We start from the raw sequence: 23,199 nt of genomic DNA, 5'->3' as shown, positions 1-23,199 counted from the left end.
GACGTCAGAGACGACCGATGCCCGGACTGATACAGCGGACCGCGGAGGCCATCGACGAGATGTCACGGTCGATCTGGGACGACTCGAGCCAACTGGAGAAGGCGGTGATCGCCGTCTTCCTGCTGGTCACCGGACTGGCGATCCCGGTCGTTCCCATCGTCCTCGTCGCTCGATACATCGCTCGCTGAGCGGGACACGTTCGAGGCGCGGATCGGTACTCGCGTTCGTGATGCGTGCCGGTCAGCAGCGTTAACCGTCCGGTCGCCCTATCGACGGTGATGGTCGAGGGGACCGAGTTAGACGTCGAGAGCGCGGAGGACGCCGCCGAGCGGCGCGACGAGGTCGTCGCCCGAGTGACCGACCACGCCGGACGGATCGCGCGCGAACTGGCCGTGCTCCAGGGCGGCGACTACGGCCAGCGGGCGTTCGCGACCGACGCCGGCGAGTGGACGCTCAAGTACGAGGCGGGCGCGATCCAGTATCTCCGGTTCGACCCGCGATCGGGCGAGGCGGTCTACGTCGTCTCGACGAAACGCCCACCCGACCCCGAGGCGCTCGCGCGGGCGATGGCCGACTACGGAGCGTTCGTCGAGGCGTACAACGCACACATCGCGTCGCTCTCGGGGGTCCTCGACGACGTCGACGTCGAGTTCCCGACGCCGGTCTCGACGGAGTCGGTCGCCGCAGAACGCGATCGGGTGCTCGACGCGATCCGGGAGGTCTGCGACGAGATGGCGGCACAGCTCCACCGGTACGACGGCACAGACTACGGGACGTTCGGGACGCGCGTCTCGGGGAGCCGCTGGGAGCTCAAACGCGAGGGAAGCGTCGCCTCCTACCTGCGCGTCGGCGGCGAGGGTGGGATCTACCTGCTCTCGCAGTACGGCCCGCCCTCGGCGCCCGACGTTCGTAACCTCGTCGACGACTTCCCGGCGTTCGTCGAGGCGTACAACGACGAGGTGCGCGAACTCGAGGGCGGGCTCTCGGCGATCTCGGTTCGGATAGAAGGCTGAGTACCGACGAGAGTTCGACGAATCGAATCACGGTCGACCCCGTGAGTTTTCTTCCCGACGACGCTACGGACGGGCATGGGAGACGAGCTACTGATCTACGGGTCGTACGGCTACGCGGGGGCACTCATCGCGCGTCGAGCAGTCGACGAGGGGCTCTCGCCGGTTCTCGCGGGCCGAAACGCCGAGCGAATCGAGGAGCAGGCGCTCGAACTCGGCTGCGAGCACCGCGTGTTGAGCCTCGAGCATCCAGAGGTCCTCGAACGGGCCCTCGAGGACGTCTCGGTCGTGCTGAACTGTGCCGGTCCGTTCTCGAGCACCGCCGAGCCGCTCTACTCGGCGTGTCTGCACGCGGGGACCGACTACCTCGACATCACCGGCGAGATCGACGTCCTCGAGGCGATCGCCGAACGCGACCGGGACGCCGAGACGGCCGGCGTCACCCTGCTTCCCGGCACGGGCTTCGACGTCGTCCCGACGGACTGTCTGGCGGGGTATCTCGAGACGCGACTCCCCTCCGCGACCCGGCTCACCCTCGCGATCGACGGACTGGGGACGTTCTCGCCGGGGACGATCAAGGCGATCGTCGAGGAGCTACCGCGTTCGGGCGCGATCCGAGAGGACGGCGCGATCCGCACCGTCCCGGCGGCCTGGCGCACGCGCCGGCTCGACTTCGGGCAGGGACCGAAACCGGCGGTGACCGTCCCCTGGGGCGACGTCTCGACGGCCTACTACGCCACCGGCATCCCGAACATCGAGGTCTACGCCACCGTGCCCGAGCCCGCGATCGAGCTGATGCGACGGACGCGTCCGCTCGCGCCCGCGTTCGGGACGAGGCCGGTCCAGTGGGCGCTGAAGCGGCTGGCCGACGCGGCGTTCTCCGGGCCGACCGCCGAGGAGCGGGCGCAAAGCGTCACCAGGATCCGGGGCGAGGTCGAGAACGACGACGGCGAGCGGGCCGCCGCGCGCCTGTTGACCCCCGACACGTACGAACTAACCGCCCACACTGCGGTCGAGGCCGCCCGGCGGACGCTCGAGGGTGAGGTCGGGACGGGCTTCCAAACCCCGGCGACCGCGTTCGGGCCGGATTTCGTTCTGGAGTTCGACGGAGTGGAGCGCGAGGACGTAGAGGAGATCGAGCGCGATCCGACCGACGCTGATCGCTGAACGCCTCCTCGTGGTCGAAGGCCGGTCAGGCGAGCGAGGGACGCCGTTCGACCCGCATCGTCCGTCTCGACCGATCCTCGGCGAGTTTGGCGACACGTTGATGGCGTGTGCCCGAGTCACCCGGGACGTGGCGAAGGATCCGAGCCCGGTCCGAGGCGTCGGGCTGGACGACGAGACGCGGTGTGCCCACTACGACGGCCCGCGGGACGTGATCGCGATCCGGTTTCCGTGCTGCGGGGCGTACTACGCCTGCTTCGAGTGCCACGCGGCGCGTGCGGACCACGAGGCCGAACGCTGGCCCGTCGACGCCCGCGACGAGCGCGCCGTCCGGTGTGGTCGGTGCGAAGCGGAACTGACGATCGCGGCGTACCTCGCCTGCGGACACGCCTGTCCCGCCTGTGATGCGGCGTTCAACCCGGGCTGTGCGAACCATCACCACCGCTACTTCGAGGGCGAGGGCGAGGGTTTTTCGACGTAACCACCGATCGGAGAACATGAGCGATCCGCTCGAGTGGGAGACGATCGACGAGGAGGTCGCGTACGCGTGTCCGGGATTCGACGTGATCCACGAGACCGTCCGACTGCCGGACGGTACGGAGACCGACTTCGACTACGCCACCGAACCCGATGCGGTCGTGGTCCTTCCGTTCACCCCGGAGGGCGAGGTCGTCCTCATCGAGGAGTGGCGCCAGGCGGTCAAACGGGTCAACCGCGGGCTGCCGGCGGGGAGCATGGAGGGCGACGAGAGCCGCGAGACGGCCGCTCGCCGAGAGCTCGAGGAGGAGACCGGCTACGAGGCCGGGCGGATCGAGTTCCTGACGAGCGTCGAGCCCGCGAACGGCCTGCTCGACGCCCGCCATCACTACTTCGCCGCGTTTGACTGCGAGCCGACGGGCGAACGGGAGCTCGACTTCAACGAGTCGATCCGCGTCGACACTACGGACTGGGAGTCGCTTCGCGAGGCGGTCGCGACCGGCGACGTCGAGGACGGTCGGACTGCACTCGGCGTGCTCCAATACGACGCGTTCGAGCCATGAACGACGAACGGGAACGCTGGAACGAACGCTACTCGGAGGAAGAGCCGCCGACCGATCCGGCGGCCGTGCTCACCGAGCACGTCGAGGAGCTTCCGGACGGCCGAGCGCTCGACGTCGCGACCGGCGGCGGCCGCAACGCGATCTTCCTCGCCGAGCGCGGCTACGCGGTCGACGCGATCGATATCTCGGAGGCGGGCCTGGAGATCGCCCACGAGCGGGCGGCGGAGCGCGGCGTCAGCGACGCGATCGAGTTCGTTCGGGAGGACGTCGAGGAGTACGAACTCCCCCGCGAAGCGTACGACGTGATCGTGGTAACTCATTACTACAGCCTGAACGTGGTTCCGGCGCTCAAGCGTGCGCTCGCGCCGGGCGGCGTCCTGCTCTACGAACACCGCCTGCGGCCGCCCGGCGACGACTCCCATCGTTTTCGCTTTCGCCCGAACGATCTCCTCAGGGCCTGTCTCGACCTGCGGATCGTCCGCTACGACGAGCCGATGGAGATCACCGAGGACGAGGCGACGGTGTGGCTGGTCGCGCGCCGGAAGCGGGCGTGACCGACGGGAGGAACGACTCGCAACCCTTACCGCCCGGAGCCGCAAAGCGCGCCCAATGAGCGACGCACGCGAGCTCTTCGAGGCGCGCGACTGGGACGCCGCCGGTCGGATCGGTCGGCTGCGCGTCCCGCGTGCGGGCGTCACCGTCGAGACGCCCGCGCTGTTGCCGGTGGTGAACCCCCACATCCAGACGATCCCCCCTCGGGCGCTCGCCGAGGAGTTCGGCGCGGAGATCCTCATCACCAACTCCTACGTCCTCCACGGGAGCGAGGAACTCCGCGAGACCGTCCTCGAGCAGGGGCTCCACGACCTCCTCGACTTCCCGGGTGCGATCATGACCGATTCTGGTTCCTTTCAGCTCGCGGAGTACGGCGAGATCGACGTCACGAACGAGGGGATCCTCGAGTTCCAGCGCCGGATCGGCTCGGACATCGCCACGCCGGTCGACCTCCCCACGCCGCCGGGCGTCTCGCGCGAGCGCGCCGAGGAGGAACTCGAGACCACCCAACGGCGGCTCGAGGACGCCGCGGCGTTCGAGGCCGGTGAGATGTTGGTCTCCGCGCCGGTCCAGGGGGCGACCTACCCCGACCTCCGCGAGCGGGCCGGCGGCCACGCCGCCGATACGGGTCTGGACGTCTTTCCCGTCGGCGCGGTCGTCCCGCTGATGAACGAGTACCGGTTCGGCGACGTCGTGGACGTCGTCGCCGCCGCGAAACGGGGGCTCGGCCCCGCCGCACCCGTCCACCTCTTCGGCGCGGGCCACCCGATGATGTTCGCGCTCGCGGTCGCGATGGGCTGTGACCTGTTCGACTCGGCGGCCTACGCGCTCTACGCCCGCGACGGCCGCTACCTCACGGTCCGGGGCACCGAGCACCTCGCCGACCTCGACTACCTCCCGTGTTCGTGTCCGGTCTGCACCGAGTACGTTCCCGAGGAGATACGGGAGAGCGACGAGCGCGAACGCCTGCTCTCGAAGCACAACCTCCACGTCACCTTCGGGGAGATCCGCACGATCAAGGCGGCGATCCGCGACGGCGACCTCCTCGAACTGGTCGAGGCGCGTGCCCGCGGTCACTCGGCCATGCTCGATGGCTACCGGGCGCTGCTCGAGCACGCCGAGCAGCTAGAACGCACCGATCCCGGCTCGAAGGGGACGTTCTTCTACCTCTCGAGCGAGAGCGCACAGCGTCCCGAGGTCGGGCGCCATCACCAACGACTCGCGCGATTCTCCACGCCCGAGACGGTCCTCCTCGCGGAGGACGGGACGCCCGACGGGGAGCGGGAAGCGTACGACGAGCGCTGGTCGGTCCTCCCGCCGTTCGGACCGGTGCCGCCGGGGCTCGCGGAGACCTATCCCCTCTCTGCGGAGGTGCCCGACCGGACGGACGACCGGGCCTACGAGGCCGCGGCGACGGGCGTCGCACGCGTCGTCGAAGCGAACCCGGGGACGGAGTGGACGCTCGTCTGCCGGGACTGGCCCGACGCGGCGCTGGATCGCGTTCCCGCTCGCGTCGAACTCGTGCGCGTCGGATCGGAAAGCACGTCCGAGTAGTTCCTCGGGGTTCCGATCCCGCACGCGAAGTCGGGTCGCCGTCCGGCGTTCGTGAGGTGCGGATTCGTGGGTGTGAATAACCCACGTAGCCTTTGCTCCTCGACGGCGAGGAGATGGCATGCAGCCGAAGCTCGAGACGGAGCGACTTACCCGGGTCGTCGACGGCGAGTCCATCGTCGAGGACGTCTCGCTCGCCGTCCCCGAGTCGGAGGTGCTTGCGATCATCGGTCCCTCGGGGGCCGGGAAGTCGTCGTTTCTGCGCCTGCTCAACCGGCTCGACGAGCCGACGAGCGGCACCGTCTACCTCGACGGGACGGACTATCGCGAGATCGATCCCCAGGCACTACGCCGACGGATCGGACTGATCCCACAGCGACCGGCGCTGCGCGACGGCACCGTCCTCAAGAACGCCACCACCGCGTTTCGGATCCGTGACGAGCCGGTCGACGAGGAGCGGATCGACCGACTGCTCGCCGCGGTCGACCTCGACGGCTACGCCGACCGGGAGATCGAGCGGCTCTCGGGCGGCGAGCGCCAGCGCGTCTCGATCATCCGCACCCTGGCGAACGAATCCGAGGTCCTCCTGCTCGACGAGCCCACCTCGAGCCTCGACTCCGAGACGGAACGGCGAATCGAGGGGTTTCTCGGCGACCTCATCTCCGCCTACGAGCTGACCTGCGTCGTGGTCACGCACGACGTCGAGCAGGCCCGACGCCTCGGCGACCGGGTCGCACGCTTCGAGGACGGACGGGTGACGAGGGTGGGAGTGCCGCGGACGGTGGCGCCGTGATCGCGGCGGTCGAACGGCTCGCGAGCCAGTCGGTCGATTCGACCGTGCTCCGGGGGTTCGCCCAGATCGGCCTCAGCGTCGCCCTCGTCGTCGTTGTGCTCGCGGTCGCCGCCGTCCGCCGCTTCGAGTTCCACCACGAGACCGGGACAGCGGTAGGACGGGGGTTCGTCCAGATCCTCGCCGCGGGCTCGGTGATCGGGCTGCTGTTGAACGCGCACCTCGCGTGGGCGGGCGTCGTCCTGGCGTTCATGATCGGCGCTGCGGCCTGGATCTCTCACGAGCGGGGGGCGCAGATCCCGGGCGCGTTCCGCACCTCGGTGGTTTCGATCGCGTTCGGCACCGGATCGGTGATCGTCGCGATGAGCCTCGCGGGCGCGATCGAGACGACGATGCGCGACCTGATCGTCGTCGGGAGCATGGTCATCGCGATGTCGATGAAGACCAACTCGCTCGCGCTGGACCGATTCGTCGGCGAGCTCGAGTCGAACCGCGAGGAGATCGAGGCGGTGTTGAGCCTCGGTGCCCCGCCCGAGCGGGCCGTCGAGGCGTACGTCTCGACGAGCGTCTACGGCGCGCTGATCCCGATCGTCGATCGGGTGAAGAGCCTCGGCATCGTCTCGATTCCGGGGATGATGGCCGGGATGATCATCGCCGGCGCCAACCCGATCTACGCCGCTCAGTACCAGTTCGTCATCATGCTGATGCTCTTCTCGGCCGCCGGGCTGACCAGCATGACGAGCACGTACCTCGTCAGCGGCTACGTCTTCACCGACGCCGATCAGCTCGATCCCGCCGTCCTCGGGACGACGGAGGCGTAAGGCACTCCGCCCGGACCGCGCGTCGATCCCTACCGTTCTATTTGTGCTCGGGCCGTAGCACGCCGCATGCCATCGGACGAGTCGACCGCAGCGCTCACGTCAGCATCAGCGTCGGCCTCGGCGCTCTCGCTGACCGACGCCGAGCTGGCCGTCCTCGACGCGGCGACGGCCCACGCGCGACACCACGACCTGGCCGAGCCGGCGGAGTCCGGCTACCTCCGGGAGCTCCCCGGCGCGCGCAGGAGCATCCTCCACCGGCTCGTCGTCGGGCTGCTTCGGGGCTCGCCTGTGGAGCTGCCGCCCGCCATCACGCTGTCCGGATCGGCGCCCGAGATCCCCACCGACGCACCGTCGCCGCTGTCGAGGACGACCGCCGAGCGGTTGCTCGCCGACGTCGACTCCCGGTCGCGGGAGGTGGCCGTCCTTCCGTTTCCCGCCTCGGAGAGCGCGTTCGTCGCGCCGATCGCCGCCCGTCACGGCTACGGTCGTATCCGACTCGACGACGTCCACCGGTGGAGGCCCGACGGCGCGAATCGAGTGCGCCATCCGAACGAACTCGTCGAACCGTTGGTGCGCGAGGGTGCGTTCCCCGACGACGAGCAGGCACGCCGAATCGGGGCCGAACTCGACGAGAGCGCCGCCAACCTCGCGTTCGCACGGCTCGCTCGCCGACGGTTCGTGGCTCGAGCGCCCGAGGGAGACGCCTCGATTACAGAGGTCGCTGCGGCCGCGCCGGCCGCCGATCCCGCCGCGTCCCTCGAGCGGCTCGTCGTCGAGGGCCATCCCTTCCACCCGGCCGCGAAGATCCGCCGCGGGATGTCGCCGGGAGCCGCGCTCGCCTACGCTCCGGAGTTCACCGGACGGATCGACCTCCGGTTCGTCGCCGTCCACGTCGATCACGCCGCGCGGGTGACGGCCGCCGGAGAAACGTCGCTCACGGACCGTCTCTACGGCGGATTCGAGGGACTCGCGGGCACCGTCCGAGAGTCGCTCCCAGCGGGCCGTTCGCCCGAGGAGTACGCCGTCGTCCCCGTTCACCCCTGGCAGTACCACCACTCCCTCCCCGACCGCTACGCCGACCGGATCGCCGACGGCCGCGTCGTCCCCGTCCCGGGCTACACCCATCCCGCCACGCCGCTTCTCAACCTCCGCACCGTCGTGCCCTACGCGACCGACCGGACCCCGGAGAGCCCGCCCCCGCATCTCAAGCTCGCAATCGGGGTGCAGACGACCAACGTCGTCCGAACGCTCTCGCCCCAGGCGGTCCACAACGGTCCCCGCGTGACCGACGTGTTACGCTCGATCGAGACGCGCGAGTCGCTCTCCTCGCTCGGATTCCTCGACGAACCCGCCACGGCGGGCTACCACGCGTCCGGCGGTCCCCATCCCGAGGGCGAGGACTACGACGACGCCCGGCACCTCGCGGGGCTGCTCCGGGAGAGCCCCTACGCACACCCGTTCGTCTCGGAAGGAGCGGTCCCGGTCCCCGCCTCGAGCCTGCTCGCGCGCTCGCCGGTGACGGACCGGCCGCTGATCCGCGAGGTCGTCGACCGATACGAGGAGACGACGGGGGCGGGCGTCGACTCGTTCCTCGAGGAGTACCTGGAGGCGGTCGTCCCCGAACAGCTCCTGCTCCTCTCGAAGTACGGGGTCGCCCTCGAGTCACACGCCCAGAACAGCTACGTCGTCTTCGAGGAGGGTCGGCCGGTCGCGACGCTGATCCGGGATTTCGGCGGGATCCGCGCGCTCGACGACCGGCTCGCGGCACACGGGATCGCAGTCGACGCCTACCCCGACTCCGACGTCGCTGCCGACGACCGCGAGGACCTCTACCGGAAGCTCTACTACGCGCTGTTCCAGAACCACCTTGCGGAGCTGATCGCCACCCTGACGTGGCACTGCCCGATCGACGAGGCGACCTGCTGGAGGCTCGTCCGGGCCGAGTGCGAACGCGCCTTCGAGGCGCTCCGCGCCGATTCCGACGTCCGCGACCGGCGAATCGCCCGCGACGAGGGAGCGCTGTTCGCCGATCCGATCGAACACAAGGCGCTGACCGCGATGCGGCTTCGGGGAAAGCGCCACGAGTACGTCACCAGCCGGGTGCCGAACCCGCTGGCGTGAGGCGGACTCGAGCGTCCCTAGAGCTATGCTCCGCGGATCCGAGGACCCGGACATGGACGGCGACGTGCCGCCGACGGCGGACCCGGATTCGATCGCCGAGAGCGGTGTCGCCTGCGCCTTCGCCGCCTACTCGTGTCCGTTCCTCGACGACTCCGATCCGGACGACGCCGTCGACGTACGTACGCTGGTCGCCGAGTCGGACTGTCTGGTCGACGCGTATCTCACGCGGGGGCTCTCCCCGCCGTACGACTTCCTCCTGCGCGTACACGCCGCGGAGCTCGCCGCCGTCCAGGGGTTCCTCCGAGGGATCTGCCGAACGACGCTGGGGAGGCGGGCGACCCTCGAGGAGTCGTTTCTCGGCGTGACCGCATCCGAGGAGTACGTTCCCGAACTTCCCGACCTCGCCGCCGAACTCGACGCACGCAGCTACGAGGGGGCGCCGCCTCGATACGCGATCGTGATCCCGACCCGGAAGTCGGCCGAGTGGTGGACCCTTTCGGAGGCCGAGCGGGTCGAGTCGATGCGCGAACACGTCGAGCCGACGCTCGACTACCTCGAGACCGTGAAGCGCCAGCTCTATCGCTCGACGGGGCTCGACGACGTCGACTTCCTCACGTACTTCGAGACGGACGACCCGATCGCGTTTCAGGACCTCGTCCGCGAGCTCCAGACGATCGAGGAGTTCCGATATACGGAGTACGGGAACCCGACGATCGTCGGGACGATTCGCCCGATCGAGGAACTGCTCGCGACGTCCCCCGAGTGACGATCCGCGCAGCCGGATCGGCGGGCGCTGAAGCCGTATGCCTGCAGGACGGGCATCACGAGTACGTCGCGGATCGCGTTCTCCGACCCGCTCGCGCGGTGAGTTCGTACCGAGACGGGGGACGATCCACGGTGCGGATCGACAGTCTCATTCACGTCTCGCGGCCAGTTGAACCATGACCGACTACTTCGAGGTCCACGAGCGCGACGGCGCGGCCCGGCTCGGCGAGGTGCGTCTCGCCCAACCGAGGACGACGCCCGCGCTCGCCGAGGACTTCCTCGAGGACGCGGGTAGCCTCTGGCCCGAGGAGCGCGAGCTCCCCGAGGGCAGCGAGGAGCACGTCACGCTGCTCCCCCACCGCTCGTTCCCGAGCGGCACCGACGAGAAGGTCGAGGAGGCGTTCGCCGTTTCCTACCCGGACGTCGACTACCCCAGCGGCGTGGTCGTCTCTCCCACGACGGCGGGGGAGTTCGGTGCGGACGTCTACGCGCTCTCGACCGCCGGGGGGATCGCGGGCCACGCGAGCGCCTTTCGCGAGACGATCGTCGACGTCAGAGAGGCGATTCCCGCCGACACCGCGCTCTATCTCTCCGGGGTCGCGACGCCGCGAAACGCTTCTCTCCTGGTTTACGCCGGCGTCGACCTGCTCGACGCCCACCGCGCGGTCGTGAAAGGCACCCAGGGAAAGTACCTCACGAGCGAGGGCGAGCACTTCCTCTCCGATCTCGAGGAGCTGCCCTGTGCGTGTCCCGCGTGTCGCGTTCCCCGCGAGGAGTTCACCCGCGAGGACTGCGCCGAGCACAACGAGAACGTGCTTCGCGCCGAGCTCGCGACCGTTCGCGAGCGGATCCGCGCAGGCCGGCTCAGGGACTACGTCGAGGGACAGGCGCGCCACGCGCCCTGGCTGACCGCCGCGTTCCGGGAGTTCGACGAGCAGTGGGGCTACCTCGAGGAGCGGACGCCGATCTACCGCCGCGCGGAGATCAGCGCGACGACCGACGACACCCTTCGTCGGGTGGAGATCCAGCGCTTCGCCGAGCGGGTGACCTCCCGATACGAGAACCGCTTCGACAACCCGCTCGTTTTGGTCCCCTGTTCGGCCACCAAGCCCTACAGCGAGTCTCAGAGCCACGAGCAGTTCCACGACGCGATCCAGTACCGCGCGCACCTGGTCTCGATGACCTCGCCGATCGGCGTCGTCCCTCAGGAGCTCGAGACGACCTACCCCGCCCAGCACTACGACGCCGCCGTCACGGGCCGGTGGACCGAGACCGAGATCGAGTTCGTCGCGCGCGTCCTCCGGCGGTATCTCGAGCGCAACGAGTACCCGCGGATCATCGCCCACCTGCCCGGCGACTACCGCGAGATCGTCGATCGGGTCGAACCCCACGTCGACGCGCCGATCGAGTACACGGTCGAGGACCACCCGACCACCACCGACTCGATCGCGAACCTCATGCGGGCGCTCGACGGCGAGCTCAAGTACGGCAAGCGGGAGCGCCAGCACAACACCGTGAAGGCGATCGCCGACTACCAGTTCGGCGAGGGGGCGGGCGACGCGCTCTTCTCCGAGCTCTCGATCCAGAGCCGGTATCCCAAGCTGCGGGCCCACGACCGGAGTGGAGAACAGCTCGCGGCGATGGTTCCCCAGTACGGGAGCCTCTCGCTCACGCTCGCGGGCGCCCGGCGGTGGGTCGAGAGCGACGTTCGAACGAAACGCGTCGATATCGATGCGTTCGTTCCCCACGGCAACGTCCTCGCGCCGGGAATCGTCGAGGCCGACGAGGCCATCAGGACCGGCGACGAGGTGGTCGTGGAGGGTCCGAAGGCGTTCGCGGTCGGCCGGGCGACGATGTTCGGCCGCGAGATGGAAGGGAGCTCCAGAGGCGTGGCGGTCGACGTCCGCCACGTCGAGGAACGGTAAGGCACCCAGGCCGGATCGCGTACCGCATGAGACGGCCATGGCGCGTGGCTTTTTGTCCCCGCCGGTCCTCTGCGCCCACATGGACGAGATCAGCCTGGCGGTTCCTCGAGAGCTCGCGGAGACGCTGCCCGAGGACAGCGACGAGGCGCTCATGGCGATGCAGCGCGAACTCGACCAGTACGAGGGCTACGTCAACGCCGCGATCGCGGAGGGCGAGAACGAGGCCGCGAGCGCCGCGGCGGACGTCCTCGACCGGCTCGAGGAACGCTGGGAGTCGTACGACGGGTACATCGTCGAGCTTCGCGCCTGGGGCCAGTCGTCGATCTACGCCGAGGTGTGGTGTGACTTCCAGTACGCGGTGATCCAGCAGCTCTACGACCACGAGGAGCTCTCGGAGGCGCTCGATCGGGAGCGCCACGCCCGCCTCGTCGACGACGGCATTCGGCTGAGCGACGCCGTCGAATGAGCGACGAGGACCGGGCGATCGCCCGACGGCTCCGAACCGACGTCGGCGGCGACCGCGCGCTCGACGGTGGTGCGGTCGCCGCCGGGCTCCTCCCGGCGATCCTCGCGGTCTTCGTCGCGATCGTCGGGCCGACGCCCGAGAGCGTGAGCCTCACGGTCACGACGGCGTCGCTGCTCGGCGGCGGCGCCGTCGCGGGCTATCTCTCCCGGCCGGACGTCAGCGGCGGGGTACAGGGGGTCGCGGTCGTCGCGTGCGCGGCCGTACTGATGCTCGCGGTGGGGGTCTCGACGTCGTTCGGCGAAGGGTCGCCGCTTCGCGTCCCGCTGGTGTTCGCCTACGACGCGCTATCGGCGCTCGAGTTCGCCGCGCTCGTCGCGCTCGCCGGGATCGCCGGCGCGCTCGCCGGCGAGTTGGGGGCACAGCTCCGGACGTAGGCCCACCGAGCGAGGCGAGGATCGGCGGACCCCACGTCGTGATCTCGTACCTTGCCGACGCAACCGATGTTTATACCGTGGCGGTCCCTCCTGATGGCCATGGAGATCGAACTTCGCTCGTTCGCCACCTATCGCGAGGCGATCGGCGAGAAGACGATCGAGCGATCCTACGACGAGGGGACGACCGTCGGCGACGTCCTCGCCGATCTCGAGACCGAGTTCGACGGTCTCGAAGGACGCCTCCTCGAGAACGGCGAGATCAGACCGCAGCTCTCGATCCTGAAGAACGGTCGGGACGTGGCACACGCCCAGGGCCCCGACACCCCCCTCGAGTCCGGCGATACGGTGAGCCTCTTCCCGCCGGTCGCGGGTGGACGATGAGAGAAGAGCGCTCCTTTCGGGGCATCAGCCAGCGCCTCGCGCGCCACTACCTCGAGAACCTCGGCGGCGAGGTCGAGAGCGACGACCGGGTCGTCGGCGACGGCTGGGAGGCGACGCTCTCCTCGGAGACGGTGGGCGTCGGCTCGACGCTCACGCTGACCGAGGTGACCGTCGTCTTCGAGGGCGACGAGGAGACCCTGGAGCCGCTGATCGAGCGGTTCGCGCAGAAGGCGATGCGCGCGGGCGGATGAGATGAGCCACCCGATCGAAGGGCAGGTGCTGTTGCTCGCGGGCGCGAAGGCGAGCGTCGCCAGCGATCGTCTGCCCGCGCTCGTCGAGCGGGCCCAGGAGGCGCTCGGTCCCCGTCTGGAGGAGTACCACCGTCGTTACGAGTGCGCCCACGAGGGCGAGACCACGCGGTACTTCTTCGTACCCGACGACCACTGGGAGACGATCGGTGATCGCCTCTCGCTCGACAGGCGCGAGACCGACGCGCTCCGTCGGGTCCACGAGGAGCAGCTCAAACGCCTCGGAAAGCGTCTCGGGCGCCGGGAGGAGTTCGAGACCGCCCTCGATCTTCGATCCGCGGTGGTCGTCGGCACCGCGAGCGAGTCGTCGTGAGACGAGCGGAGAAGTGAAAGCCGTTTAGCCGCCGGGGCCGTACCGGCGGAGAGTGACGGAGACCGATCGATCGATCGACGAGTTCTACGACGCGCTCCAGGCGCTCGGTCACCCGGTCGTGACCGCCGAGGAGGTCGCTCGCGCGCTCGAGTGCACCCAGGAGGAGGCGGATCGCTGGCTCTCCGAACTGACGGACGCGGGACGGGTGGGTCGGCGCGACGTCGAACGCGACCCCGTCGTCTGGTACCCGGTCGACTGGAACCGCCAGGTCTCGCGCGAGCACGTCGTCGCCTTCCCCGATCGCCGCGAACTCGTCGTCGAGCACCCCGACCAGTTCACGCGAGCGCGCCTCTCGCAGTTCGCCTACCTCGTCGACACGAGCGGCTCCGGGGGATACCTCTATCGGATTCGAGAGGAGGACGTCTGGGGAGCGCCGTACGACGACCTCGGCGAACTGCTCTCGGCGATGCGGGCGGTGCTCGGCGAGCGCCACCCCGGCCTCGAGGAGTGGGTCGAACGCCAGTGGAAGCGCGCCCGGCAGTTCGTCCTCCGGACCCACGAGGACGGCTACACCGTCCTCGAGGCCGACAGCGCGAGTCTGATGGGCAACGTCGCCCGCCGGCTGCTCGACGAGGACCAGCTCCACGCGCCCATCTCGGACACCGAGAGCTGGGTCGTCGAGGGAAGCGAGGCCGAGATCAAGCGCCTGCTGTACGACGAGGGCTACCCCGTTCGCGACGACCGCGACCTCGATCCGGGCGACCCCCTCGAGATAGCGCTCGGTCTCGAACTTCGGGACTACCAGCGCGAGTGGGTCGAGCGGTTCACAGAGCAGAAGGCGGGCGTGCTCGTCGGCCCGCCCGGAAGCGGCAAGACCGTCGCCGGAATGGGCGCGATGGCCGCCGTCGGCGGCGAGACGCTGATCCTGGTCCCCAGCCGCGAACTCGCCGCCCAGTGGCGCGAGTCGCTGCTCGCGAACACCTCGCTTGGCGAGGAGCAGATCGGCGAGTATCACGGCGGCGAGAAGGAGGTACGGCCGGTGACGATCGCCACCTACCAGACGGCGGGGATGGACCGCCACCGTCGACTGTTCGACGAGCGCCGCTGGGGGCTGATCGTCTACGACGAGGCCCACCACATCCCCAGTCCCGTCTTCCGTCGAAGCGCCGACCTGCAGTCGAAACACCGCCTTGGACTCTCGGCGACGCCCGTACGCGAGAGCGACGACGAGGCGGAGATCTTCACGCTGATCGGTCCGCCGATCGGCACCGACTGGTCGGCGCTGTTCGACGCGGGCTACGTCGTCGAACCCGAGGTCGAGATCCGCTACGTTCCCTGGGGGAGCGACGAGGCCGAGAGCGAGTACGCGAGCACGACGGGCCACGAGCGCCGACAGACCGCCGCCTCGAACCCCGGGAAGCTGCCGGAGATCCGCCGGCTGCTCTCCGAGCACGACGAGGAGAAGACGCTGGTCTTCGTCGACTGGCTCGAACAGGGGAAGCGATACGAGGAGGCGCTCTCAGTCCCCTTCCTCAGCGGCGAGACCCGGTATGCGAGGCGCGAACGCCTGCTCTCCGAGTTCCGCCACGGCGCGCGAGACACGCTGATCGTCTCGCGGGTCGGCGACGAGGGGATCGATCTGCCCGACGCCAGCCTCGCGATCGTCGCCTCCGGGCTCGGCGGCTCTCGCCGCCAGGGCGCCCAGCGTGCCGGACGAACGATGCGCCCCGTCGGCGGCGCTCGAATGTACGTCCTCGCCACCCGCGGCACCGAGGAGGAGGAGTTCGCCCGGAGGCAGGTACGCCACCTCCAGTCGAAGGGGATCCACGTGATGGAGAGCGACGTCGACGCGAACGCGAACGCGGACGGCGAATCGTCCTGAGCGTGGATCGAACGACCGTCGTGAAAACTGCAAACCATCGTCGGTCGACGGAAGTAGCGTGCTGAACGGGATACGCGTCCCTACTACCGGGTTCCTTGAAGCCGTGGCGAATGACTCGATCAGCGAGAGACGCGCTGATCGCTCGCGGACGATGTGGAGAGCGGCGCCGATCGAGGTTCGGATCCCAATCTTCATTGGTTCGTCCCTAAAAGTGAGAAGTGGTACTATGGCCGAAACGACGACTCACGACACGAGCATGACGCGGGCGGAGACGGCCGAGTTTCTTCGGTCGATCGCCGACGAACTGGACTCGGGACGGGGCGTCGTCGCGATCCCGGTCGGAAACAAGGAGGTTCACCTGTCGCCATCCGATAGCATCGATACGGAGACGACGGTGACCGAACGCTCGCGCCGTCTTCGGAAGAACGTCGAGGAGATGACCCTCGAGTTCAAGTGGAATCCCGCGAAGGACACCGCCGAGTCCGAGCCCGCCGACGAGTCGGAACCGGACTCGGAGGAGTCCGAGACGGGAACAGGGTCCGGACTCGAAACGGATCGATGATGGCCAGTCTAGTAGCATGATCAGCGGCGTCCTCCTGCAGGCGAACGGCAACGAAGAGGCGATCATCAGTGCCGTCTTCGTCTTTCTGGTCAGTTTGCTCATCGGTACGGCGGCGATCCACCTCGGCGCCCAGGTGATGATCGACCGTGACACCGGCTTCCTCCGGGCGGCGGTCACCGCGCTGATCGGGGCGATCGTGTACACCCTGGTGGGGTTCTTCGTCGGCTGGATCCCGCTGCTGGGTCCGCTCCTCATGCTCCTCGTGTGGATCGGCGTCATCAACCTGCAGTACCCCGGGGGCTGGGGGACGGCGATCGGCATCGGGCTCATCGCCTGGATCGTCGCCATCCTCATCCTCTTCGCGCTCAACACCCTCGGCATTATCACGCCCGAAGCGCTGGGCGTCCCGGGCACATAGAACCGCCTCCCCGAAAACGTCGCGGCTCCATCGGCCTCCCGCGGCTGCGATCACCCCCTTCCGTCGGTCGAGCAGGCGTCGACGGCGTCCGACGCGTCATCCGGGCGAGCCTGTGAGACGGCTCGATGAAACCGACCTCTGGCTTCGATCCCCGCTATCGGGTCGCGTCCCTCGTACCAGATCTCCGTCCCGGGTCTCTCGACACGCGGAGGCCATCACGTTCGGAGAGTTCCAAAGGATCCAATCAAACCCGTTTTATCCGGCTGGGTGCAAGCGTGGGTGATGTTCGACTCCGCCGTGCGTATCGGATTCCTCCACGCGGCCGCCCTCTCCCCGGAACAACGCGCCGCCCACGAGTGGTGTACGGCCGTCGCCCCCGTCGTCGAACGGGTGTCGCTCCCGGAGGTCGCGAGCGGGAGCATCGACCTCGACCGGTACGACGCGCTCTGGTGGCACCGCGACGCCGCCCTCGAGGAGCCCGAGATCGGCGCCGCCGCCGACGCGATCCACGAATACGTCGAGCGCGGCGGCGGCCTCCTGTTGAGCCTGCGTGCCCTCTCTGCCGTTCCGGAGCTCGGCGTCGACTCGATCGCCCCCGACGCGACCGGAGTCGAGGAGGCCGAGGTGCCGACGGGCTATCTGCTGAAGTCGCTCTACGCCGACCATACGGCGTTCGACGAGTTCGACGGCCTTCGCGTTCCGACCTGCGAACCCGGCCGGGAAGCTCCCTACGCCCGCTACGAAACGGTCCTGCCCGACCGCGGCGAGCCGCTCGCGGGGGCGATCCGCGGCGAGGAGGACGGTTTCCACCGGCTGCCGCTGGTCTCCTGGACGGTCGGCGAGGGGTCGGTGCTGGGCGCCGGGAGCGCGCTCGCGTTCGACGACCCCGCGGACGGGGAGCCGGCGACCAACCGTTCCCGGCTGGTCGGGAGCCTGCTCGCGGTGCTCGCGCGCGGCGATCACGTCGGAACGCCCGAGCCGCGATCGAGCGAGGGGCTGAGCGCGATGCGCGAACGCCTCGCCGACGATCCGCTGCGGCCACGGTACCACCTCACGCCGCCCGCGAACTGGCTCAACGACCCCAACGGGCTGATCGAGTGGAACGACCGCTATCACGTCTTCTACCAGTACAACCCTGGCGGGCCGATGCACGGAACGATTCACTGGGGCCACGCCGTCAGCGACGACCTCGTCCACTGGGAGGACGAACCGGTTGCGCTCTCGCCCTCGCCCGACGGCCCCGACCGCGACGGCTGCTGGTCGGGCTGTGCGATCGACGACGGCGGCACCCCGACGCTGCTGTACACGGGGGGTCGGGGCCGCAGCCAGCTTCCCTGCCGGGCGACCACGTCCGACCCCGGACTGCGAACGTGGGAGAAGGACCCGAACAACCCCATCATCCCCGAGCCACCCGCGGATCTCGAGGTGATCGCCTCGGACCACTGGGAGGCGGAGTTCCGCGATCACTGCGTCTGGCACGAGAACGGCCGCTGGCAGCAGCTGATCGGCGCGGGAATCGACGGCGAGGGCGGAGCGGTGCTCCGTTACACCGGCGAGACGCTGAGCGACTGGGAGTACGCCGGGCCGCTGCTGGTCGGCGACTGGGAGGGCGCAGGCGGGATGTGGGAGTGTCCGGAACTGCTGGACCTCGGGGAGACGAGGCTGCTCCACGTCTCGAACTACGAGGACGTGATCTACTTCCTCGGCAGCGTCGAGGACGGCCGGTTCGAGGCCGAGAAGCGGGCACTGCTCGATCACGGCGACCTCTACGCCCCCCAGTCGCTGTTCGGCGACGACCGCTACCTGCTGTGGGGGTGGCTCCTCGAGACGCGCGACGAACGCACCCAGTGGGAGGCGGGCTGGTCGGGGACGCTCTCGATCCCCCGCGAGCTCTTCGCCGAGGACGGCGAGCTCAGACAGCGTCCGGCGCCCGAACTCGAGGCGCTTCGTCGCTCGCATGCCCGCCACGTCGACCTCGACGTCGCCGACGAGGAACGAAAGTTCGACGTTCGCGGGCGATCGCTCGAACTGCGTGCGACGCTCCACAGCGACGCCGAGGAGGCGGGGATCGGCGTCTTCGAGTCGCCCGACGACGTCGAACGCACCCCCATCAGACTCACCGACGAGGAGCTGATCGTCGACCGGGAGACTTCGAGCCTCGACGAGTCCGCGGCGAGCGACCCCCGGCGGATGGCGATCGACGACCTCGAGCGACCGCTCGAACTGCGCGCGTTTCTCGACGGCTCGACCCTCGAACTGTTCGTCAACGAGCGACGCTGTCTCTCGACGCGCGTCTACCCGACACGGCCCGACAGCGACGGCCTCTCGGCGTACGCACGCGGCGGCAGCGCCGTGTTCGAGGAGTTCGAGATCTGGGAGCTCGGCTCGGCGTGGGAGGCAGGAGAGTAAGGGGGGCGGCCTCAGAACCGGCGGCGGTACCGATCGTCGGCGGTGCGGTCGCCGACGCGGTCGTGGTCCAGCGGCGGGAGCTTCTCGTCCTCGAGCGGGATGTGACCGTGTTCGAGCGTGCCGACGATCCGCGTTCGGTCGCCCTCGAGCCGCAGACGCAGCGTCGGCGTAAGGGTGCCGCCGAACTTCGCGAGCTGTTCCTCGCGCGGGAGGTGGCCGACGTCGTCGATCGTGAGCGGTCCCAGGTCGTAGTAGTTGAAGAAGCCGCTCACGAGCAGCTCCTCGCCGTGGGGGAAGGCGAGCCAGGAGTACGCCTGGTAGGGCGCGTTCGCCGGGTTGGTGACGACGAGTCCCGAGCCGTTGAGCGGCCGGTACTCCCCGCGAAACGAGTCGGCGACGAAGCCGTAGAGCCCGTCGAATCCCTCGAGCCCGGGCGCGAACGTGTGGTCGTGGCTCGAGAAGAAGAGGTAGTACCGACCGTCGCGGACGAGGACGTGTGGACGCTCGAGCTCCTGGTTGACGCAGACGGCGTCGAGCAGCGGATCCTCGAGGGTCCAGTCGGTCGGGTCGCCCGTCTCGGAGCGGGCGGTGGCGATGCTGCCGTTGAACTCCTGTTGAACGGGATCACCGCCGCAGACGTCGCTCCCCTCCGGGACGGGCGTGTTCGCCTCGAACAGCAGCCAGGTCTCGCCGGTCGCGGGGTCCTCGAAGAACCAGGGGTCGCGGAAGGTGTAGATCATCCCGCGGTACTGCTCCTCGCGCTCGTAGCGCTCGCCGTCGGGCTCGACGAGGACCTCGTGCTCCCAGGAGCCCTCGATCGAGAGACCGTCGGCGTCCGTCTCGACGGTCCCGCCAGCACCGACCGCGAGGCGCTGGTGATAGGAGAGCTCCTCCTCGACTGCGCGTCCGGCCGCGGTGTAGAAGACGTACACCTGCCCGTCGTCGTCGAGCAGGGCTGAACCGGCCCACTGACGCGAGCCGAGGCAGTTCTCGCGGTCGAAAACGGGGCCGCCGTCGATCCAGTTCTTCCCGTCCCGCGAGTAGAAGTAGCGGATCTCGGCGACGTCGTGGCGCTTACCGGGGAGCATGTCGCTGGGCGCGGTGAGCGAGAGAATCACACGCCAGCCGTCGACCGTGGCGATGGTGCCGTCGCGCTCGCGGAGCACCCAGGTGTCCCAGCCGTGGACGTCCGGGGCGTCGTCCTCCTGAGGCGGGTAGATGACCGGTGCGACGACGTCGTCGGTTCGCTCGACCCGCGTTGCCTGCTCGCGGGTCCACGCCGGCGTTCCGGGCACGCCGATGGCTCCGTCGGGGTTCATGCCTCGAACTGCGTGGATCGCAAAAAAAACCGTTGCGCTATCGCGTCGTCGGGGTCAGTCGTCGGCGGGCGCCGGCGAATCACCGGTTGAAACGCCGGTGCCGGGTCCGACGTCGATGCCGAGATCCTCGAGCTTCTCGTCCGGGACGACGCCGTCGACCCAGCCGCGGTGCTCGTAGTACTCCTCCTTCATCTCGTCGAGTTCGCAGTACTCGCCCTCCGAGGCGCCCTGGCCGGGCATGCCGCCCTCCTCGAGGAACCGCTCCGGGAGGGAGTCGTCGCTCCCGTCGAAGCCCGCGAGGTTGTTGTAGTAGCGCTCGAGGTTGTAGACGCGCTCGCCCGACTCCATCAGCTCGTCCTCGCTGACGTCGAGGCCGGTCATCCCGTTGTACTGGAGCACGTACTCCTCGATCCCCTCCGCGAAGGCGTTGAACTTGCAGATGTCGAAGCTGTCCGAGATCGCGTGGAGGTCCTGGAACGTCGCCGTCAGCTCGCCCTTGCCCTCGTACTCGTAGGGGTCGACCTTCTCGGGGATGCCGAGGATCTCCGCGGCGGGCGTGTAGCCGCGCAGGTGGCACGCCCCGCGGTTCGAGGTGGCGTACGCGATGCCCATCCCCTTCATGCAGCGGGGATCGTAGGCCGCAATCGACTGGCCCTTCACGTCGAGGCGGCAGTCGTGGCCGTCGATCTCGTCGGCGAAGCCCTCCTGGCCCTCCGCGAGCATGTCCGCGAGTTCGCCCTCGCGGTTGCCGATCCGCTTGATCATCTCGATCATCTCCTCCTCGTCGCCCCAGTCGATGCCCTCGCCGAGGTCGTCGAGGTAGCCCTTCTCGGTGGCCTCCATCGCCATCGCCAGGATGTTGCCCGTCTCGATGGTGTCGATCCCCAGGTCGTTACAGCGGTCGATCATCACCGCGATCTTGTCGCGGTCGTCGTTCAGCGAGTTGGTGCCGAGCGCCCACGCCGACTCGTACTCGAAGGACTCCATTCGGACGTTCATGTCCTCGCCCTTGTGCATCGTCTGGACCTCGACCTCCTTCTTACACGCGACCGGACAGGAATGACAGGTCGGCTCGTCGACGAGGATGTTCTCGCGGACGTTCTCGCCGCTGATGCGCTCGGCGTCGATGACGGTCTCGCCGCCCTGCTCCTCGTTGTTGTAGGAGATTCCCGAGGTGTAGCGGCCGTTCTTCGTGGGGTGGCCGTCCATCTCCTCGGTGATGTTCATCAGGACGTTCGTGCCGTACATCGAGAGCCCGCCCTCGTTGGGCGCGGTGACGTCGGACTCCTGGATCACCTGCATCGCCTGCTGGTGGCCCTCCATGAACGTCTCCTGGTCGGCGGGCTTGGGCATCTTGGTGCCGGACTTGATGACGACTGCCTTGAGGTTCTTGTTGCCCATCACGCAGCCGGTGCCGCCGCGGCCCGAGGCGCGGTCGTCCTCGTTCATGATGCAGGCGTACTTCACGCCGTTCTCGCCGCCGGGACCGATCGCCATGATCGACATGTTCTTGCCGAACGAGCCGTCGAGCTCCTCGCCGAGTTCGTCGCGGGTCTCGTGGACGCCCTTGCCGGTGAGGTGGGAGGCGTCGCGCAGCTCCACCTCGCCGTCCTCGACGTAGGCGTAGACCGGTTCGTCGGACTCGCCCTCGACGAGCAGGCCGTCGAAGCCGGCCCACTTGAGCCGGGCGCCCGACCAGCCGCCGTGGTGGCTGTCGGTGACGGTGCCCGTCAGCGGCGATTTCGTACAGATGGCGATGCGTCCGCTCATGACGGCCTGGGTTCCCGTGAGGGGGCCGTTCATGAACGCCAGCAGGTTCTCCGGACTCTCGGGATCGACGTCCGGACCCTGGTCGAAGACGTGTTTGACGCCGAGGCCGCGAGCACCGATGTACTTCTTCGCGTCCTCGTCGTCGACGTCCTCGTAGGTGACGTCGCCGTCCGTGAGGTCGATGCGTGCGAGGTGGTTCTGAAAGCCGCCCAAATCAGTCATGACAATCTCTGATAGTTGTTAGGGGACGGCTTATGTTAGTTCTTACCGTGGAAGTGTAACGAGATTCGGTTACTCCCTCCGGAGCGGAGCGACACCCCCGGTCGCGACGTAGGACCGATCGGACGGTCCGTTCCGGAACGCCTCTCGCCGGGATGGACGCCCGTCGGGAGGCACCGTTCGGCTTGCACACCCGGTTCGACGCCGACTACCTGGAGGGTGGCTCCAGCGTCTCGGTCACCTGCTCGCCGCTCACCACCTCGGGGATGACGACCTCGTCGGCGCCCGCCCGTCGTGCCAACGGCTCGTACATCTCGTCGCCCACCCGGACGACGAGGTGGACCGTCGGCGCGATCTGGCTGGCCAGGATGGCGACCTGGATGTTCGCGTTCGAGTCGTCGATGGCCGTCACGACGGTGCGTGCTCGTTCGATTCCCGCCTCCCGAAGCGTCGTCTCGCGACGTGCGTCGCCCTCTACGACCAACCGCCCGTCCTCGCGAGCGCGTTCGTACTCCGCCTCCTCGAGTTCGATGACGACGACGTCGTCTCCGCCTTCGGTGAGCCGGGTCGTGATCGTCCGGCCGAACATGCCGTGCCCGCAGATGATCACGTGGTCCTCGAGCCCGTCGATGGTTCGATCCGTTTGCATGTGTCTGAACTGGTCTTGAATGTGACCGCCGAACGCGGTGGAGAGCACCGTCTCGCCGATCCAGAGCCCCGTAACCACCAGCCCCGCCGTCACGACGATGGCGTACGCCTTCGCCAGCGTCTCCGGTCCGCCCTCCCGATCGAAGTACAGATCGAGGCTCGTGGGATCGATGAGCCAGAACGCCGCCTCGATCGTACCGACGCCGGCGAGAACGCTGAACCCGACGACGCCCGCGACGACGACGCTCCCGAAGGCCGCGAGCGGCAGCATCGCACGCCGGAGCAGCACGCGATTGGTAACCAAACCCACGATACTCGGGGTCACGGTCGG

24 protein-coding genes are annotated in these 23,199 nt (G+C 68.8%); 21 read left to right on the top strand and 3 right to left on the bottom strand.

Annotation, left to right across the window (positions count from 1 at the left end):
* The first annotated feature begins 17 nt into the window (after window positions 1-17).
* The 21 genes from V0Z78_RS05295 to V0Z78_RS05195 all read left to right on the top strand — a co-directional run bounded on the left by V0Z78_RS05295 (window position 18) and on the right by V0Z78_RS05195 (window position 18,912).
* Window positions 18-188 carry a hypothetical protein gene (locus V0Z78_RS05295; RefSeq protein WP_336343583.1) on the top strand — a complete coding sequence of 57 codons (171 nt, stop codon included), beginning with the start codon at window positions 18-20 and terminating at the stop codon, window positions 186-188.
* 90 nt (window positions 189-278) lie between these two features.
* Entirely contained in the window at window positions 279-1,013 is a 735-nt protein-coding gene (locus tag V0Z78_RS05290) for a hypothetical protein (RefSeq protein ID WP_336343582.1), read from the top strand.
* Between the two features lie 75 nt (window positions 1,014-1,088).
* Window positions 1,089-2,177, top strand: a complete 1,089-nt coding sequence (locus V0Z78_RS05285) for a saccharopine dehydrogenase family protein (protein ID WP_336343581.1) — start codon at window positions 1,089-1,091, stop codon at window positions 2,175-2,177.
* A 127-nt stretch (window positions 2,178-2,304) separates the two neighbouring features.
* Entirely contained in the window at window positions 2,305-2,655 is a 351-nt protein-coding gene (locus V0Z78_RS05280; RefSeq protein ID WP_336343580.1) for a CHY zinc finger protein, read from the top strand.
* Window positions 2,656-2,671: 16 nt separating this feature from the next.
* Window positions 2,672-3,214, top strand: coding sequence for an NUDIX hydrolase (locus V0Z78_RS05275; protein ID WP_336343579.1), 543 nt, complete (start codon window positions 2,672-2,674; stop codon window positions 3,212-3,214).
* A complete protein-coding gene (locus V0Z78_RS05270) occupies window positions 3,211-3,768 on the top strand; it encodes a class I SAM-dependent methyltransferase (RefSeq protein ID WP_336343578.1) in 558 nt (185 codons plus the stop codon). Before V0Z78_RS05275 ends, V0Z78_RS05270 begins: the two co-directional genes overlap by 4 nt.
* Window positions 3,769-3,823: 55 nt before the next feature.
* Window positions 3,824-5,320 (top strand): tRNA guanosine(15) transglycosylase TgtA, encoded by a 1,497-nt coding sequence (gene tgtA, locus V0Z78_RS05265; RefSeq protein ID WP_336343577.1) that lies wholly within the window; start codon window positions 3,824-3,826, stop codon window positions 5,318-5,320.
* A 118-nt stretch (window positions 5,321-5,438) separates the two neighbouring features.
* Complete coding sequence (locus tag V0Z78_RS05260; RefSeq protein ID WP_336343576.1) at window positions 5,439-6,110, top strand: ABC transporter ATP-binding protein; 672 nt, start codon at window positions 5,439-5,441, stop codon at window positions 6,108-6,110.
* Window positions 6,107-6,928, top strand: coding sequence for an ABC transporter permease (locus V0Z78_RS05255; RefSeq protein WP_336343575.1), 822 nt, complete (start codon window positions 6,107-6,109; stop codon window positions 6,926-6,928). The genes V0Z78_RS05260 and V0Z78_RS05255 overlap by 4 nt, the downstream gene beginning before the upstream one ends.
* A gap of 66 nt (window positions 6,929-6,994) precedes the next feature.
* Window positions 6,995-9,049 (top strand): IucA/IucC family protein, encoded by a 2,055-nt coding sequence (locus V0Z78_RS05250; protein ID WP_336343574.1) that lies wholly within the window; start codon window positions 6,995-6,997, stop codon window positions 9,047-9,049.
* A gap of 52 nt (window positions 9,050-9,101) precedes the next feature.
* Window positions 9,102-9,815 (top strand): chlorite dismutase family protein, encoded by a 714-nt coding sequence (locus tag V0Z78_RS05245; RefSeq protein ID WP_336343573.1) that lies wholly within the window; start codon window positions 9,102-9,104, stop codon window positions 9,813-9,815.
* Between the two features lie 175 nt (window positions 9,816-9,990).
* Window positions 9,991-11,739: an archaeosine synthase subunit alpha gene (gene arcS, locus V0Z78_RS05240; RefSeq protein ID WP_336343572.1), complete on the top strand. Its 1,749-nt coding sequence runs from the start codon at window positions 9,991-9,993 to the stop codon at window positions 11,737-11,739.
* 79 nt (window positions 11,740-11,818) lie between these two features.
* Window positions 11,819-12,205 carry a hypothetical protein gene (locus tag V0Z78_RS05235; protein WP_336343571.1) on the top strand — a complete coding sequence of 129 codons (387 nt, stop codon included), beginning with the start codon at window positions 11,819-11,821 and terminating at the stop codon, window positions 12,203-12,205.
* The gene (locus tag V0Z78_RS05230) at window positions 12,202-12,639 is read left to right on the top strand and encodes a hypothetical protein (protein ID WP_336343570.1); all 438 of its coding nucleotides are present in this window, start codon (window positions 12,202-12,204) and stop codon (window positions 12,637-12,639) included. Before V0Z78_RS05235 ends, V0Z78_RS05230 begins: the two co-directional genes overlap by 4 nt.
* Window positions 12,640-12,738: 99 nt before the next feature.
* Window positions 12,739-13,020, top strand: a complete 282-nt coding sequence (locus V0Z78_RS05225; protein ID WP_336343569.1) for a ubiquitin-like small modifier protein 1 — start codon at window positions 12,739-12,741, stop codon at window positions 13,018-13,020.
* Window positions 13,017-13,271 carry a hypothetical protein gene (locus V0Z78_RS05220; protein ID WP_336343568.1) on the top strand — a complete coding sequence of 85 codons (255 nt, stop codon included), beginning with the start codon at window positions 13,017-13,019 and terminating at the stop codon, window positions 13,269-13,271. The genes V0Z78_RS05225 and V0Z78_RS05220 overlap by 4 nt, the downstream gene beginning before the upstream one ends.
* A 1-nt stretch (window position 13,272) precedes the next feature.
* Entirely contained in the window at window positions 13,273-13,641 is a 369-nt protein-coding gene (locus tag V0Z78_RS05215; RefSeq protein WP_336343567.1) for a hypothetical protein, read from the top strand.
* Between the two features lie 52 nt (window positions 13,642-13,693).
* Window positions 13,694-15,523, top strand: coding sequence for a DEAD/DEAH box helicase (locus tag V0Z78_RS05210; protein WP_336343566.1), 1,830 nt, complete (start codon window positions 13,694-13,696; stop codon window positions 15,521-15,523).
* Between the two features lie 226 nt (window positions 15,524-15,749).
* Complete coding sequence (locus V0Z78_RS05205) at window positions 15,750-16,085, top strand: amphi-Trp domain-containing protein (RefSeq protein WP_336343565.1); 336 nt, start codon at window positions 15,750-15,752, stop codon at window positions 16,083-16,085.
* Between the two features lie 16 nt (window positions 16,086-16,101).
* Entirely contained in the window at window positions 16,102-16,503 is a 402-nt protein-coding gene (locus tag V0Z78_RS05200) for a hypothetical protein (RefSeq protein WP_336343564.1), read from the top strand.
* A 282-nt stretch (window positions 16,504-16,785) separates the two neighbouring features.
* Window positions 16,786-18,912: a GH32 C-terminal domain-containing protein gene (locus V0Z78_RS05195; protein ID WP_336343563.1), complete on the top strand. Its 2,127-nt coding sequence runs from the start codon at window positions 16,786-16,788 to the stop codon at window positions 18,910-18,912.
* Window positions 18,913-18,923: 11 nt separating this feature from the next.
* On the opposite strand, the gene V0Z78_RS05190 is transcribed toward V0Z78_RS05195, so the two are convergent.
* From V0Z78_RS05190 to V0Z78_RS05180, 3 genes are all read right to left on the bottom strand, one after another.
* Entirely contained in the window at window positions 18,924-20,231 is a 1,308-nt protein-coding gene (locus V0Z78_RS05190) for a glycoside hydrolase family 68 protein (RefSeq protein ID WP_336343562.1), read from the bottom strand.
* A 54-nt stretch (window positions 20,232-20,285) separates the two neighbouring features.
* Window positions 20,286-22,223, bottom strand: coding sequence for an aldehyde ferredoxin oxidoreductase family protein (locus V0Z78_RS05185; protein WP_336343561.1), 1,938 nt, complete (start codon window positions 22,221-22,223; stop codon window positions 20,286-20,288).
* Between the two features lie 205 nt (window positions 22,224-22,428).
* The gene (locus V0Z78_RS05180; RefSeq protein ID WP_336345163.1) at window positions 22,429-23,139 is read right to left on the bottom strand and encodes a potassium channel family protein; all 711 of its coding nucleotides are present in this window, start codon (window positions 23,137-23,139) and stop codon (window positions 22,429-22,431) included.
* Window positions 23,140-23,199 lie beyond the last annotated feature (60 nt).

Source organism: Halalkalicoccus sp. CG83 (assembly GCF_037081715.1).
Taxonomy (GTDB): domain Archaea; phylum Halobacteriota; class Halobacteria; order Halobacteriales; family Halalkalicoccaceae; genus Halalkalicoccus; species Halalkalicoccus ordinarius.
Note: the sequence above shows the minus strand (reverse complement) of the source record. Positions and strands in the feature narration are given on the sequence as shown.